This is a genomic window from Marinobacter sp. LM1 (genome assembly GCF_042763285.1).
Taxonomy (GTDB): Bacteria; Pseudomonadota; Gammaproteobacteria; order Pseudomonadales; family Oleiphilaceae; genus Marinobacter; species Marinobacter nauticus.
Genome location: NZ_CP114373.1, coordinates 3,184,255 through 3,198,838, shown reverse-complemented (window position 1 = coordinate 3,198,838; position 14,584 = coordinate 3,184,255). Strand labels below are relative to the sequence as shown.

General features: G+C 57.2%; 12 protein-coding genes. 6 read left to right on the top strand and 6 right to left on the bottom strand.

Going from position 1 to position 14,584, the window contains the following annotated elements:
• The first annotated feature begins 150 nt into the window (after positions 1–150).
• Positions 151–2,292 carry a methyl-accepting chemotaxis protein gene (locus OZ656_RS14915; protein ID WP_153740973.1) on the top strand — a complete coding sequence of 714 codons (2,142 nt, stop codon included), beginning with the start codon at positions 151–153 and terminating at the stop codon, positions 2,290–2,292.
• Positions 2,293–2,349: 57 nt separating this feature from the next.
• Here OZ656_RS14915 and OZ656_RS14910 read toward each other — a convergent pair whose 3' ends face one another.
• Positions 2,350–3,093, bottom strand: a complete 744-nt coding sequence (locus OZ656_RS14910) for an ABC transporter substrate-binding protein (protein ID WP_199452394.1) — start codon at positions 3,091–3,093, stop codon at positions 2,350–2,352.
• Between the two features lie 122 nt (positions 3,094–3,215).
• Here OZ656_RS14910 and OZ656_RS14905 point away from each other — a divergent pair, with 122 nt between their 5' ends.
• The 3 genes from OZ656_RS14905 (at position 3,216) to OZ656_RS14895 (ending at position 6,992) form a co-directional block, all read left to right on the top strand.
• Entirely contained in the window at positions 3,216–3,590 is a 375-nt protein-coding gene (locus OZ656_RS14905) for a hypothetical protein (RefSeq protein WP_153740975.1), read from the top strand.
• 27 nt (positions 3,591–3,617) lie between these two features.
• Positions 3,618–6,197 carry a DUF2339 domain-containing protein gene (locus OZ656_RS14900; RefSeq protein WP_278350318.1) on the top strand — a complete coding sequence of 860 codons (2,580 nt, stop codon included), beginning with the start codon at positions 3,618–3,620 and terminating at the stop codon, positions 6,195–6,197.
• A 96-nt stretch (positions 6,198–6,293) separates the two neighbouring features.
• The gene (locus OZ656_RS14895; RefSeq protein WP_022991508.1) at positions 6,294–6,992 is read left to right on the top strand and encodes a crotonase/enoyl-CoA hydratase family protein; all 699 of its coding nucleotides are present in this window, start codon (positions 6,294–6,296) and stop codon (positions 6,990–6,992) included.
• A 38-nt stretch (positions 6,993–7,030) separates the two neighbouring features.
• Here the strand turns inward: OZ656_RS14895 and OZ656_RS14890 are convergent, their stop codons facing one another.
• Positions 7,031–8,896, bottom strand: coding sequence for an alkaline phosphatase D family protein (locus OZ656_RS14890; protein ID WP_379944689.1), 1,866 nt, complete (start codon positions 8,894–8,896; stop codon positions 7,031–7,033).
• A gap of 203 nt (positions 8,897–9,099) precedes the next feature.
• Between OZ656_RS14890 and OZ656_RS14885 the strand changes: the two genes are divergently transcribed.
• Positions 9,100–9,597, top strand: a complete 498-nt coding sequence (locus OZ656_RS14885) for an acyl-CoA thioesterase (RefSeq protein ID WP_278350316.1) — start codon at positions 9,100–9,102, stop codon at positions 9,595–9,597.
• A 73-nt stretch (positions 9,598–9,670) separates the two neighbouring features.
• Positions 9,671–10,237, top strand: a complete 567-nt coding sequence (gene yeiP / locus OZ656_RS14880; protein WP_011786351.1) for an elongation factor P-like protein YeiP — start codon at positions 9,671–9,673, stop codon at positions 10,235–10,237.
• 15 nt (positions 10,238–10,252) lie between these two features.
• On the opposite strand, the gene OZ656_RS14875 is transcribed toward yeiP, so the two are convergent.
• The 4 genes from OZ656_RS14875 to OZ656_RS14860 form a co-directional block, all read right to left on the bottom strand.
• Positions 10,253–10,945, bottom strand: a complete 693-nt coding sequence (locus OZ656_RS14875; RefSeq protein WP_011786350.1) for a pseudouridine synthase — start codon at positions 10,943–10,945, stop codon at positions 10,253–10,255.
• Positions 10,946–11,003: 58 nt separating this feature from the next.
• On the bottom strand, positions 11,004–12,917 hold the full coding sequence (locus tag OZ656_RS14870) for a hypothetical protein (protein WP_379944688.1): 1,914 nt from the start codon (positions 12,915–12,917) through the stop codon (positions 11,004–11,006).
• A 135-nt stretch (positions 12,918–13,052) separates the two neighbouring features.
• Complete coding sequence (locus tag OZ656_RS14865; protein WP_278350314.1) at positions 13,053–13,814, bottom strand: methyltransferase; 762 nt, start codon at positions 13,812–13,814, stop codon at positions 13,053–13,055.
• Entirely contained in the window at positions 13,814–14,527 is a 714-nt protein-coding gene (locus tag OZ656_RS14860) for a lytic transglycosylase domain-containing protein (protein ID WP_011786347.1), read from the bottom strand. The genes OZ656_RS14865 and OZ656_RS14860 overlap by 1 nt, the downstream gene beginning before the upstream one ends.
• Positions 14,528–14,584 lie beyond the last annotated feature (57 nt).

Genomic DNA, 14,584 nt, shown 5'->3' with positions numbered 1-14,584 from the left:
GTTTGAATCCGGCAGTTGCTACTTCCCTTCAGGTTTTGACCGGTCCGCCGGTTCAGGCCCGCTCTTTGCTTAGCTTCCTTCTGAAAGCAGGTATGTTTGCACCACCTCGTTGTAGTGCAGGCATGCAGTACCGATTGAGGAAGGCGCGCTATGACTTTACGCAGTGATTCCATGAACCTTTCATCCGATGAGCGGGGTTGGTTGCCCTGGTTTGGGGCCACAGGTAAGTTGCGGATGGGATGGTCCTGTTTTTTGAACCGCCAGCAATATGCAACGAATGAAGAGATATTCGAGAGCATCGCGAAAACCCGTCGCGAAGCGCTGATTAACTGGGCAAATGGCAAGTGGGCCTTCCTTGAGGGGCTTGCGGCACGACTTGAGGGTAGCGAACACGATAGCATTTCAGAGGTACTGGATTCGGCCGTTACGCGCCTCCGGGAAATTTCCGAGCTTTTCGTTGTGAAAGAAGATGGCTCTGTTGTCGCCTCGACGGTGACCGGCAGAAACGGAGCCGCAGGCCTCATGCCCGCGGCCGTGCAACGAGGGGTGAGAGAGCGGTTCCTCCACGGGCCCTACAGTGACCCGGTCACCTTGCAGCTTGGTGCCACAACTTCCAGATTTCATGACGATGTCACGCTGATGTTCTACCAGCCGGTCGCTCTTGCTGGCAATCAGGCAGCGGCAGTCTGTGCCCGGGTTCCGAACGATGTCATGAGTGACCTGATTCAGCGCGAGGCCGGGCACATTTTTGAAGAGTCTGGCGACAACTACATTTTCATGATCGACAGTCAGTTTGATCCATCGATCAGACCGGGAGTTGCCCTGTCGCGCTCGCGGTTTGAAGACGCTACCTTCAGTCACGGCGACAACCTCAAAGACGGAATCCGTACGGGCTTCGGTACAGTACGGATTCGGGAACACACCGAATTCGAAATACGTTTTACCGACCCGGCTACGGGGCAGTTGCACCCGGGGGTACGGGAAACCATGGCCCGTGGTGAAAACCTCTACGTTAAGTACCCCGGCTATTCCGACTATCGCCATATACCGGTGATTGGCAAGGGCGTGACCTTCCAGTTACCCGGGTCTCCTGATCGTTGGGGCATGATGTGTGAAGGCGACCTGGAGGAGGTGTATCGGAAACGTTCGGTCAGCTATCGACTGACGGCGCGGCTCGGGGTCCTTATGGCGCTTATCTGGGCAGCCAACGTAGCGGTTTCGGCAAGCGGTGCTCCTCTGTGGCTGGAAGCCTCCGTGAACGCGATGGTTGCGCTCCTGGGGCTTGTCATCTTCCGGGCAAGTTCCGCCAAGCCATTGGCAGATAGCCTGTCATCACTCGCGGATGTCATACGGAACATTGCCGAAGGAGGCGGGAATCTGCGCCAGCGTCTCGATGTCGGCAAGACCAAGCGGGATGAGAGCGGGGATCTCGCGCGCTGGATGAACAGCTTTCTGGATACCCTCGACGGCATGGTGGGGCAGGTCATCAGTCTTGCGGGTGAATCCCGCTCCGCCAGTGAACACCTTGTGGGTCAGAACCGCCAGGCGGATGAAAAGATTCAGCAGGTGGTACACGACATAGAACAGATGCTGAAGGGCGCAGATCTGCAGCAGAACGAAATCGAAAATGCCTCGACCACGGCACAGGAAATGCGGGTAAGCATGGAAGATGTGGTGGCTCGTGCCAAAGATCAGTTTGCCCGTGTCAGCCGTGAAACCGAGAGCATTCGCGACGTTATCGTGCGTTCGGCCGAGGGTATTCGCGCCGCGAGTGAACGCACGGACGAGATCGGCAAGGCGGCTGAAATGATTAACGACATTGCTGCCCAGACCAATCTTCTAGCGCTCAATGCAGCCATAGAAGCGGCTCGGGCTGGTGAGGCAGGGCGGGGATTTGCAGTCGTCGCCGATGAGGTCCGGCAACTGGCCAGTCGGACAGCCCAGGCCACGACGGAAATTGATGAGCGTCTGTATCGGGTGCGGGAAGAAACTCAGCGCGCCGTAACCACAATGGAAGAAGGCATGGCAGAGATGGAGGCCCGTCTGGCTCAGGCCCGGGCGGCGTCGGATGACAACGCAGAGCTGCATCACATGGTCGACAAGCTCTTCCGGGCGATCTCGGGCATCGCGGAAACCAACGCTGTTCAGAGTTCACAGACCAGTGGCGTTGCTGACAGCGTAAGCTTCATGACGACGGTGATCGCGGGTTTGACGGCGAGTTCGGAAATGACGCACGTTTCGGCAAACAAGCTGAAAAACCTCACCGGTCAGTTTCAGGTGAGCAATGCGTAAGCTGCTGGCCCCGCGTTAGCCTGAGAGCTGGCGGGGCCGGCAAAAGCCACTTGGCGATCAGAGCCCGTAAGAACGCGAAATGGTGTCTATCTCACCGCTTTCCTGCATAGCCTGGTAAGCCGTATTAAGGGCTTTGATCAAGTCGGGATCAAAGTCCTTGTTAATGGCCAGATACATCGGGGTTTCGCGGAAAACAAGAACTGCCTCAAGGCCGGTCACGTCGGAGGCATCGGCGGCCAGGTAGGGGCCTGCCAGGCCATCGGCCACCCATAGATCGATCTGATCCTGTTCCAGCCGCTTGGCATTCAGTCCATTGTTGGTTATGGCGGAAACGTCGAATCCTTTGTCTTCCAGGTATCCCGTCATCACATCGCCTTTGTAGCCACCAATACGGTAGTCACGGGCATCCTCAAGATCGTCCAGTTTGATGCTGGAGCCGGGCTTGGCAAACAGGGTCCACTTGATGCTGGAGAGTGGTCCCACCCATTCAAAGAAGGGCTCCCGTTCGTCTGTCTTGGATACGCAGTAGATACCATGGTCTTCGTGCCGTTGAGCGCGGTTCATGCCATAGCTGAGGTCTCGCAGCTTGATGCTGTAGTCGACCTTGGCATTCTCTAGAACAGCTTTGAGCACATCGGTGCAGAGGCCGGTGATTTCGGATTCTGAATGGGCAAAGGGCTGACCGCTGGTGGTCATGTTATAAGGAGGATATTGTTCGGTGTAAACGCGCAGTTGCTCGGAAGCGGTGGCACAGCCGGCCAGAACGAGCATGGCAGCGAGAAGTCCGAGTTTCCCTTTCATGAGGATGCTCCGTTTTCGGTTCAGAATTTGGGAGTTCACTATGGTATTCAACCGGTGTTCAATGAGGCAGCTCGGATTGTTCTTCTTTACAATGGCGCGCCACTCTGTTTTAAGGATTTGTAATGAAGATGCCCGTTGTCACAGTAACGCTGGTTTCTGCCGCATTGCTCTACGTATTGTGGGACCAGACCAGGGGAACCCCGGCTCCGGCCAGTGCAGAGCGTTTCAGTAACCTGGCGACCAGCCCTGCAAGCCGGGGGGAGGTACTTGATTTTGTTGTCAGCCGGGTTCCCGTTTTTTGCAGCGAGGCGACGGGACGGGATAGCGGGGAGACATTCAACGATTGTGTGCAGCGAGCAAACAGTCGATCCTCATCCTGCCGGCGAACGATGGTCGGCCAGTTTCCGGATAACGTGATGTCGGAAGCGGTATTCCGGGATCTGTCGATTACCATGATCAATTGCCTGGTGCCTCAATCCGGGGTGGTGCAACCCTGAAGTAACGACAAGACAAGGAAACGTCCATTGGAAGCATTACTCTTTCTCGTTATCGGAGCTGGCGTGCTGCTGGTGCCTGTGGGCTCACTTCTGGGCTTTCTGGCGTTCCGGCAAAGAGACCGTCACGCCTCCCGGGTCGAGGATCTGGCTCTGGAAGTCGCCGACCTCCGGGCAGAGGTTTCCAGGCTTCGCGATACCGGGGTTTCTCTGCCGGATCCGGTGACGCCGGCCACCCCGGATGTGCCGGCGGATGTCGGGTACGTGCGGGAGCCAGCAAGTTCGGTGGCAGAAACGACAGACGCAGAGACATCTCGGGAGCCGGTCGCGGAAGACACAGCAATTGCCGTTCCCGTGAATCGGTCGGATGCTCTGGTATCCCGTGGCGTGGCGGCATTCAAAGCCAACTGGATGGTCTGGATTGGCGCGCTGAGTGTCAGTCTTGCCGGGATCTTTATGGTGAGCCATTCGATTTCCGCCGGACTTATCGGACCAGTGCATCAGTTGCTGATGGCGTTGTTGACCGGGTTGGGGCTGCATGCAGGCGCGGAATATCTTCGTCGGCGTCACATGGGTTCGGATCAGGTCTTTGCAGCACTGACCGGCGGTGGCAGTGTCACACTCTATGCAGCCTTGTTGGCGGGCGTTCATCATTATGGATTGATCGGGCCCGTACCGGCGCTTTTCGCACTGGCACTGGTTTCCCTCGCGACCATGTTTCTGGCGCTTGTGCATGGCCCATTACTGGCCATTATGGGGCTATCGGGTGCCTATCTGGTGCCGCTGCTGGTCGGGGGTGAAGGCGGCAGTGCGGTCTTTGTGCTGAGTTACAGCGTTGTGATCACCGTCAGCTCCCTGCTGTTGATGCAGTATGTCTACCGTCCCTGGCTTTGGTTTGGCACCCTGGCCGGCGCTGGACTCTGGTGGCTTCTGGTTGCCGTTAGTGGACGCCACGGCCTGGCGGTGTCCTGTTATCTTCCCGTGCTTTTCCTGTTGTTTTCGGTCTTGCCTGGAGATGGCCTGCTTCCCCTGCAGCGCCGAAGAGACGCCTTGCTGGCAACATTGTTGGCCTGGGGTGCGTCTATTGCTTGGCAATCGACGGATGATCCCGCTTTTCTGGCGTGGCTATGGATGCTGCCGGTCGCCGTATTGTTGCCCCAAAGCCGGCAGCGACTGTGGTTTTTGCCCTGGGCCACTGTGTTGGCCACGTTTGCCGGCTGGCTTTTCTATTCTGCCGATCTGAGTCAGGACGTTCTGTTCAGGCCGTTGGCACAGAGTTTCCATCAGCCCTTCATCACCTATCTGATTCTTGCCACTGTGCTGGTGGTATTGAGCGTCCTCTGGCAGTGGCGGACGCAGCTGGAGCTGAGGCGGTGGGCGTCGCTGGCGATGCTGGCGCCCGTTATCTGGCTGTTACTGGGTTGGTTGCTTGTTCAGGGCGGGCAGGCTGCAGGCAGCTGGGCGTTGGTCGCGCTCCTGGCGGCGGCGGTCTATGGTGTCGTTGCCTGGCGGTTGGAGCACTCGCCAGGTTATCGCGTTGGCCTGGTCTGGGCGATACTGGCTGCCCACGCGTGCTATTCCATGGCGGTTGCCATGTGGTTGCAGGAAGCGTCAATGACATTGGCACTGGCCACTCAGTTCGTCAGCCTGGTCTGGCTTGGACGCCGATACCAGGCGCCCGAGCTGTTCCTGATTCTCAAGGTATTACTGGCCATTGTGGTGGCGAGACTGACCTTCAATCCATGGTTGCAGAGCTACGATGCGGGTGGGCATTGGTCCCTTTGGACCTACGGAGGGGCCACGCTGTTTGCCGGCGCTGCTACCTGGCTGGCCAGAAAGGAGGTCATTCGGCCCTGGCTGGAAGCTGTCACCTTGCATCTGCTGGTACTGTTCCTGGGCGTGGAGCTTCGTTACTGGCTATACAACGGTGATATCTTTGCGCGGGAATATGGCGTCACCGAGGCGTCAATCAATACCGTGCTCTGGGGCGCTTTGAGCATCGTCTACGTTTTCAGGTCCAGGGTCGCGGGAACGCTGGGGTGGCTTTACCGGTTGCTGGCGCGGGCACTGACGGTGATCGCTGTTCTGAGTTATCTCGTTGTTGCCGTGGTGCACAACCCCTGGTGGACCGACGGCGTAATTGGCAGTACTCCGGTATTCAATCTGCTGTTGCTGGCGTATGGCGCGCCGGTCCTTCTGGCTCTGGCCAGCGCTCGATACTCCGATCTTGTGCCCGTTCGCTGGGCTCTTTGTGCGGCCGCCGTGGCTTTCGGGTTGTTCACTTTGCTCGAAATACGGCATCTGTGGCAGGGCAGTGCGATGACTCTGTCCAGTGGAATGGGGGAGGGCGAGCTCTATACCTACTCGGTGATTGGTATGCTCTACTCGATTGCCGCGATCCTTTGGTCCACACGTAACCAGAGCGAACTGCTGCACAAGGCAGGAATGATTCTGCTTGGCCTGGTCATCGGCAAGATCTTTCTGGTGGATATGGCCGGGCTGCAGGGGCTGTGGCGGGTTGCTGCCTTTATGGGGCTGGGGCTGGCGCTGCTTGGCCTGGCGTGGATGTACCGGCGAACCTCCGGCTCCGGGAAGGCGTCAGAAGCCTGAGGCCGTTGATCAGGATTTTGGCGTTGCCCATGAGCGGTGTTCGCTATACAGTTAACAAACACTCACTTAATTCTGGCAGTAGATGAGGAAATCCAGGTGACAGAACTCGTAACTTACGAACTGAACGACGGCATTGCCACCATTACCGTGAACAATGGCAAGGCTAATGCTCTGAGCCATGAGGTATTTGACGCGCTGAATGCCGCGCTGGACCAGGCAGAGCAGGATAAGGCCATTGTCATTCTCACTGGCCAGCCGGGAATGTTTTCCGGCGGCTATGATCTCAAGGAAATGCAGAAAGGCCCGAAAGAGGCCATGGCGCTGGTTAAGGTGGGCTCTACGTTTACCCGTCGTCTGGCTGCATTTCCGCTGCCGGTTATTGCCGCCTGCAGTGGCCACGCCATCGCCAAGGGCGCGTTCGTTCTGCTTTCAGTGGATTATCGAATCGGGGTAGAGGGTGGCTTCAAGCTGGGCCTGAATGAAGTGGCCATTGGTATGACCATGCACCATGCGGGCATTGAGATTGCGCGCCATCGTATGCCGGCCCCTTACTTCTACCGCTCGGTGGTTAACGCTGAGATCTTTAACCCGGAAACGGCTATCGCGGCCGGCTTCCTGGATGAAATTGTGGCGCCGGAACAGTTGGCGGAGCGCGCCAAAGCGGTGGCAACGCAAATGAAGCAACTGAACATGCGCGCCCACAAGCAAACCAAGCTCAAAACCAAGGCCGCTTATCTGGAGAAGCTGGACTGGTGCATTGAGCAGGATGCAGCCCACTTCGACGTACTGGGCTGATCCCTGCCGGGGCCACCTGTCTGGTGGCTCCTGTCGCTTCAGTTGGTTTCCCGGTAGTTCACCAGATCGTAACGCTTCTGGTAACTGCCGTTTTCTCCCGCACACAGCAATCCCGCCTGGACCGGGCAGCCTTGATCGTCAAGCATCAAGGTGCCGATATTGCGGTCACTGGTCAGGAAGAAGTCGCTGTCTTCCGGCAGCAGGTAGCTTTCCTGGTTTTTGCCCAGTAACTCTCCGATCCTGTTGATGGCCCTCAAGCCGATATTCTCACCCATGGGTACGTTGTTGCAGGCGCTGCTGCAGATCTGCCAGAGAACGGGCCCCTGGCTGGTTTGACGTCTTCGGGCAAAGGCGTAGTGTACGTCGCCAGAGAAAACCACCACATGCTCAACACCGGGTAACTGACAGCAGGATGATTTCAGAGCCTCGAGCGATGCCGTGTCCGCACTCCAGGGTTCCCGGTCCAGAGTGCGTTTGAACATGGGAAAATTCAGCTGCAGGTATTCGATATGACTGAACCCGTAGGTGGGGGTCGGTGAGACCACAATCAGCGTGCGACACTGATGAAACCCGGAGAGTCGCTGGCCCAGTTGCTGGATCTGCTGATCAGACATCAGGCCAAGGGAGTGTTTGCCTCGCTTGCTGAATTCCCGGTGCGTGCGGGTATCCAGCACCGCCACCGGAGGTGTCTGTTCCAGTTCGTAGCCCCAGTACCGCTCAAGCAACCAGTCCCAGTCTTTGTGGTCGGCTGGCGTATCCTGTTCGAGAAGCGTTTTGAGTTTTGCCACTTCGGACTTCACCAGAGAGGGCTCATTGCCCCAGTGCTGGCAGAGAAAGTAAGTCTGCAGAGCGTTGATCAGCACGTACCGGCCAATGGGCGTGGTGCTCAGTTGCCGGGCGTTCTGTTTCGAGATGTTCCAGTCGTCGGTGACTTCATGGTCATCAAAGATCATGTAGGTCACCGTGTTGGCGAGCAGTTGGCGGACCTCCGAGCGGGCCAGATGTGCAAAGCCAGACAGATTACGGTGGTCTTCTGCGAGTTGTCTCTCCGTGTAGACATATTGCACCGGCGGGTTCCGGCCATCCCGGGTATTGGCAGGCTGTTTGGCAAGCCGTGGCTTGAGTTCGTCGTGGCCCGCGAAGTCCAGGCCAAACTGGTGTCCGGCGCCTGAGAAGGCAAACAGGTACATGCTCAGGTATTCGGCCCGGGTCAGCAGGTGGGAGCTTTTGGCACTGGAGCTGAATCCGTAGGGGCTTCGGGTTACCCAATGCCGATCATCCAGTTTCGACAGCCGGTGCAGGTCTTTGCCCGCCGGCAGGTTCTTCAGATCATCGGGCAGTCCGAGGTGTTTCTGTAGCTTGCCCAGATAATCCAACAGCAAGGGTGACACATCGTCGGCGTAAATCTGGTCGCCGGTCAGAAATAGCTGGCTTGGCCGGCTCTCCTTGCGCAGATTCTCCGCCAGCAAACGGGCGCCCCGGGCGAGTTGGTCCGGCTTTTTGTCTTGTCCCGGGGAGTGAGGACGCCGGCAGGATGCCTGAATGAAATGCCGGTGTTCCCGGGGCAGGTAAACACTGGGCAGTTTGTCCGTGCCAGGGCAAAGTGTCGCGAGCAGCTGGCTGTCTCCAAAGGGCTCGCCATCCAGTACTATTTCGTAGAAGAGCTCATTGGTTTGGTGATAAGGCTCGGCGTTGTCGAGGGGAAGGTCCGTCGACAGCATGCAGATATAGCAGTTATCGCCTGCTTGTATGAATTCGGCGTTGCAGTGGCTGGTAACGGATGATGATCTGGCATCATCCAGGTAGGTATTCAGTTGAATGTTCTCGGGGCGCTGGTCTAAAACCAGCCATAGATTGAGCTCGGCACGGTTGGAGTGGCGTACGATAGGGCCGCAGATGATCATGGGAAACTCCTTTCCGGTATGTGAATCCTTTCGGGGGTAATGTTCGCTTTGTTGTTGTCATTAAAACGTGCAGTATATCTGATCAAATTAACCGCAGGGATCGCAAACGCAGTGTTTATGCCGCCTGTGATCGCATGTCCTTGCCTTGCTAACAAAGTTATCCACAGAAAGTGTGGGTAAACACACAAAGGAATGACCGTTTCATGACCGATAAACCTGCAAAAGCTGTTTCTGCTTCAGCTATTGAAAAGCATGTGTATAAAGTGTTTCCGAATGACATGAACTCCCATAATACGGTGTTCGGGGGCATGATCATGGCGAAGTGCGATCGCCTGGCACTGGTGGTCGCCGAGCGGCACTCAGCCCATGTCTGTGTGACGGCGGCGGTGGATTCCATTCATTTTCGTGCTCCCGCCAAAGGCAATGACACCTTGTTGTTCAATCTGTCGCTGAACCGCAGTTGGGGCTCCTCCATGGAGATCGGTGCGAAAGTGGAGGCCGAGAACAGCTATACCGGCGAGACCCGCCATATTCTGTCTGCCTTCTTTACCTTTGTGGCACTCGATGAACACGGCAAACCGGTGGAGGTGCCCCAGATAATCCCGGAAACCGAGGACCAGAAGCGTCGTTATGCCAAGGCACAGATTCGTCGTGAGGGGCGTTTGCGGACCCGGGATGAATTGTCGAAAGCGAGTGGCTGAGGGCTATCGCATATTGCCGCCAGTCGTGGTATACCAGCGCCCGTGATGACTAACTATTCTGGAACCGGATGTCATGCCTAAAGCAAGTGAAATCAAAAAGAATCAGGCGGTTGAATACGAAGGCCGTGTCTATTTTGTGAAGGATATCGAACGCTCCGTGCCCCAGGGCCGTGCCGGAGGCAGCCTTTACCGGATGCGCATGTACGACGTGGTCACTAACCAGAAACTGGATGAGACCTTCAAGGACTCGGACATGCTCAATCTGGCGGATCTGGTGCGCCGGGAAGCGACCTTCTCCTACGCTGATGGTGATGAGTATGTGTTCATGGATACAGAAGACTTTACTCAGTACATGCTCAACCGCAGTGCCATTGAGGATGAGTTGCTGTTCATTACCGAGGACACCCAGGGGGTAATGGTGATTCTGGTCAGCGAAAACCCGGTGGCTATCGATTTGCCGCCTACTGTGGAACTGACCATTGAGGAAACCGATCCGTCCATCAAGGGTGGCTCGGCAACCGCCAGAACCAAACCCGCCCGCCTGACCACAGGCCTGGTGGTACAGGTTCCTGAGCACATTTCCACGGGTGACCGAATTCGCGTGAACGTGGAAGAGCGCAAATTCCTCAGCCGCGCCTGATGATATGGCAAGAGGTCAGCCGATTGAGCTGACCTCTTGTGCGCTGAGATGGCGGTAGCTGCCAGGCTCTAGCCCATCCACAGTCAGCCCGCCCATGCTTTCCCTGTGCAATGAGGTCACCCGGTTGCCCACGGCGTGAAACATGCGTTTTACCTGATGATAGCGACCCTCGTAGATCGTCAGCCGCACTTCCCGCTCTCCTAATGGCTCCAGCGACGCGGGCGAGGTTCTGAGTTGTTCGTACTCGAACCAGATGCCTTCCCTGAACCGATCCTCTGTCTCCGGTGAGATGGCGTAAGCCGTGGTTACCCGGTATACCTTGGGGATTTTAACCGCCGGTTCGGTCAGCCGTCGGCTCCAGACCCCGTCACTGGTGAGGATCAATAGTCCGGTGCTTGCCCTGTCCAGTCGCCCTGCGATGTGCACATGCGGCCGAAGCAATGGGTCAATCAGTTCCATAACGGTGGGATGCTGGTCATCCCGGGTGGCGCTCAGATAGCCCGATGGTTTATTCAGCATCAGGTAATACGAAGGGGCCGCGCTCTGGATGATTCGCTGGTCAACGCACACTTCACGAAACCGCGGGATGTCAAGGTCCGGATCATGGCAGCGCTCGCCATCAACATGAACACGGCCGGCGGCGAGCAGGGCCTTGGCCTGTCGGCGGCTAATACCGTTCTGATTGGTGAGTATCCGTAAGAGCTTCATGTTGTGCCCGACAAAAAAGGAGCTCCGAAGAGCTCCTGGTGTGCTGTCTGATTTGCCATCAGCTATCGGCTGTGTCGCCCTCCCAGCGGGCAATCTTCTCACGGTCCTGATCTGACACCACGTCTGATTCCAGTGATGCCCGTTGCTCTGGTGCAACCAGGCCCTGGGCAGCCATATCCCCGGTTCTGCGCGCTTCCTGCTCCTGGCGGATATAGTCGAGCCGCTGTTCCCGGTCGGCCTGCTTTTCGCTCTTTATTTCGTCGTTGCGGCGACGGAACTGGTCTTCCAGGTCGCCAACCACGCTGTTGATGAATCCATCGCATGGCGACAGGGACAGCAGATACCTCGGCTGCTCCAGGTTTTGCTGGCCAGAGACTGCAAACGTTGAGCTGACCGCTTCAGTTGCCAGAGCGAAGTAGGTGGCGTCGAAACTGAATACATCCTGTTCACTGGACGCACTGTGACGGTCGGCGCCGCGGTAATGAGTTGCCCGCATCACCGTGCCTTCACAGTGCATATCGAACAGGTTGGACTTGAAGAAGATCTCGGCCCAGAACAGATGGCAGATTCTGGACAGTGTCCGGCCGAAGCCGAGCAATAGCAAGCTGGCAAGCAGGATGGCGGCAGTGGCGCCCGCGGGGACGAACAGCAGGTTCAATGCCTGGTCGACATCGAGCCGGGTAGTGCGAAGCTGATCCAGAGCGTAAACATGGTCCATCACGCGATCGGCACCCAGCCAGAGCAGCAGGGCACCCGCCAACAGGAGTATCTGGCCAGCGATGGTTCCGCTTGCCCGGGCCCAGCGCAGGGATTTTGGCTCTTCGCGGTCTTCGACAACAGGCTGTATCTCGACCAGAAGGTCGCCGTTGAACTGCTCATTCTCCCGGTTGGCATCACCGGTGTCGTTGCTGTCCAGATATACCCGGTTCGGCAGCTCCTGCTGACGTTTTTGCATCAACACCAGGTCGCGCAGCGTCGTGAAAATCTGGCGTGGGTGCAGATCGAATCGCCAGCTGTTATTGAGTTCAGAGCTGCTGGTTGCGATGGGCACCATGCCAATGCGTGCTTTGATCAAAACCACCGCAATGGCCGCTGTCGCCAGAGCACAGACGATAGTCAGGGTCAGCAGGGACCCGGTACGGAAAACCGGTTCAAGCAGGGGCATCAGGCCGGCCAAATCCTGGCGGGCACTGACGTGCAGACTGTCCCAGAAGCTAAGCCAGCCCTGGGCAGTCAGTATGGGTACCGCGATGGCACCGATGATCACCAGCGCCAGTCCCTTGCTGGTGGTCTGGCCCAGAGTGGTCATGTTACTGCGGGACAGCGGGTTACCGAGTTTGACCCACAACAGTCCCAGGTAAACCAGCAATGACGCTTGCAGGATCAGTGAGATAACCGTGCTGCCAACATCCGCGCCTTCGGTGCCCGAGAACACCATGGTGACCACCAGGCTGGCCACCAGAAAGGCGGCGGTGGCCACGAAGCTCTTGGTCAGTTTCATGGCCAGATTCTGAGCGACGTTGCGAATTGGCCAGGGGGTGACAATCAGGTTGGGAAAGACCGAGTGAACCGCCCGGGCGAACCAGCCGGTGGGCTCGATAAAGGTCGGGTTGCTCTTGCTCATGAGCATGTTGTGGAGCATTTTGGAGTTATACAGGGTCGGCTCGCGTTCGTTCACGGCTTCACGGGCAACGTTTTTGGCCAGTGAGGCCGGCGCGGCGCGGCCCACGAAGAAACGCATGACCTGGAACAGGCCTCCGCCCAGCGCCTTCAACCCGCCCGTTACAAACAGGCCGCCGATCAACAGGTTAACCCAGGCCCTGGGTTTGTCGGGACCAAGCAGGGGTTGAATCTGAAACAGGAGATAGACGCCAATCGCCAGCAGAATTGCACCACGAATGGACCGGACCAGCCCTTCGAACCGGAATGGATTCCGGATGTTGAGTTTTTGAGCTCCGTACTCAAATGCCATGCTTTGTTCCTTTACATGAGTAAGAGAGAATGTAGAGAGACGCAGAGTTTAGCCTGAAAACTATGAACAATTACCGGCAATTACATAAAAAAATGTAAAACGGAGTAAGATTTTTCGTGGTCGGCAGGGCGGATTTTATAAGACCCGGATTTTTTTCATCAGCGCGGGCCATCCAACCGGCAGTTGTTCTTCCAATGCCTCGAGGACTGAGTCGGGTATCTGCCAGGGATCAAACGCCCGATTACAGCCATAGATAACCCAGTTGTTGGTTTTGCTTTTGAAGGTGAGCAGACACGGGAACTGGCGTTTCAGCTCGCGCAGCAGGTTACCGTCCGGCTCCGGCATGCGGTGATAGTTAAGAACGAGCCAGCCGTCAGGTTGGAGTGCCCGGGCACAGGCCTTGATGAACCGGCGTTGCGCTTGAAGGGGCGACATCCGGTCTGCGCTGTACAGATCCGTGACAATCATGGCGGTGCTGGCCACCGGAAGCGTTTCCAGTGTGTGCCAGGCATCAGCGACGGTGACATGAAGGCGCTCATGTTGCGGGAACGAGAACCAGTCCCGTGCGGTCTCGAACACCTTTTGACGCAACTCCACCACATGAACCTGACTGTCGGGTAACAGGCGGTGTATGCCGTGGGCGACGACGCCTGCGCCCAAACCAAGCACAGTGATGTGGTCGGGCCTGGCGAAGGCAATGGGCAGCAGCATGGCACGGCTGTATTCGTGGACGGGAACATGGGGTGCCCGACGCAGAATTTTGCTTTGCTCAAACACGGAATCAAAACTGAGAATCCGGTGTTTGCGATCATCAATCACAAGAATATTGCCGTAGCGGTCGTTGGCGACATGCACGATATCGCCCTTGATATCGGGCCGTTTGATGATGGTGCCCATCAGTTGGCGGCGTAGCGCTGGTGCAGGATACCTACACGTTCCACGTAGGCTTTGGTTTCCGCGTAAGGCGGAATGCCCCTGTAGCGGCCAACGGCGCCGGGGCCGGCGTTATAGGCGGCGGTCGCCAGGCGAGTGTCGCCATTAAAGCGTTTGAGCATTTTGGCCAGATAGTCGACACCGCCGCGGATGTTTTCGCTGGCCTCCAGTGGGTCTTTTACGCCCAGTTCCTGTGCCGTCCCCGGCATCAGCTGCATCAGTCCCTGGGCACCGACCGGTGAAATGGCCTTGGGGTTGAACGCAGATTCGGCATGGATAACGGCTCGCACCAGGGCCGGGTCAACATTGAATTCAGCTGCCGCGGTCTGGATTTCACTGCGATAGGGGCTCAGGAACAATGGCGTTTTGTGCCAGTCGACGCTGGATTCCGGGTCACAGGCGTAGCAGTGGAAGCGGATAACATCGAAGTCGGCGTTGCCCGGGCGCTGACTGCTGTAGGCCACGACACCGTGCTCGTCGGTGTAACGATACACGGTTTCACTCTTGGTGGAGGCTCGTGGCTGGCTTTTGCTTTTCACATTGGTGAATTCCACCCGTCCGTCCGGATGCACGATGCGTTTGATGCTGTCGGCATGGGCCGTCGCTGCCGCGAGAAGGAGTCCGGTGACAAGGGCAATGGTGACTCTAGTCGTCAGGGATGTACCGCTGAAATTCATCAAGAACCCGAAGCATAGTTTCTGAATGACACACTACGTCTATTATCGCGGTAGATG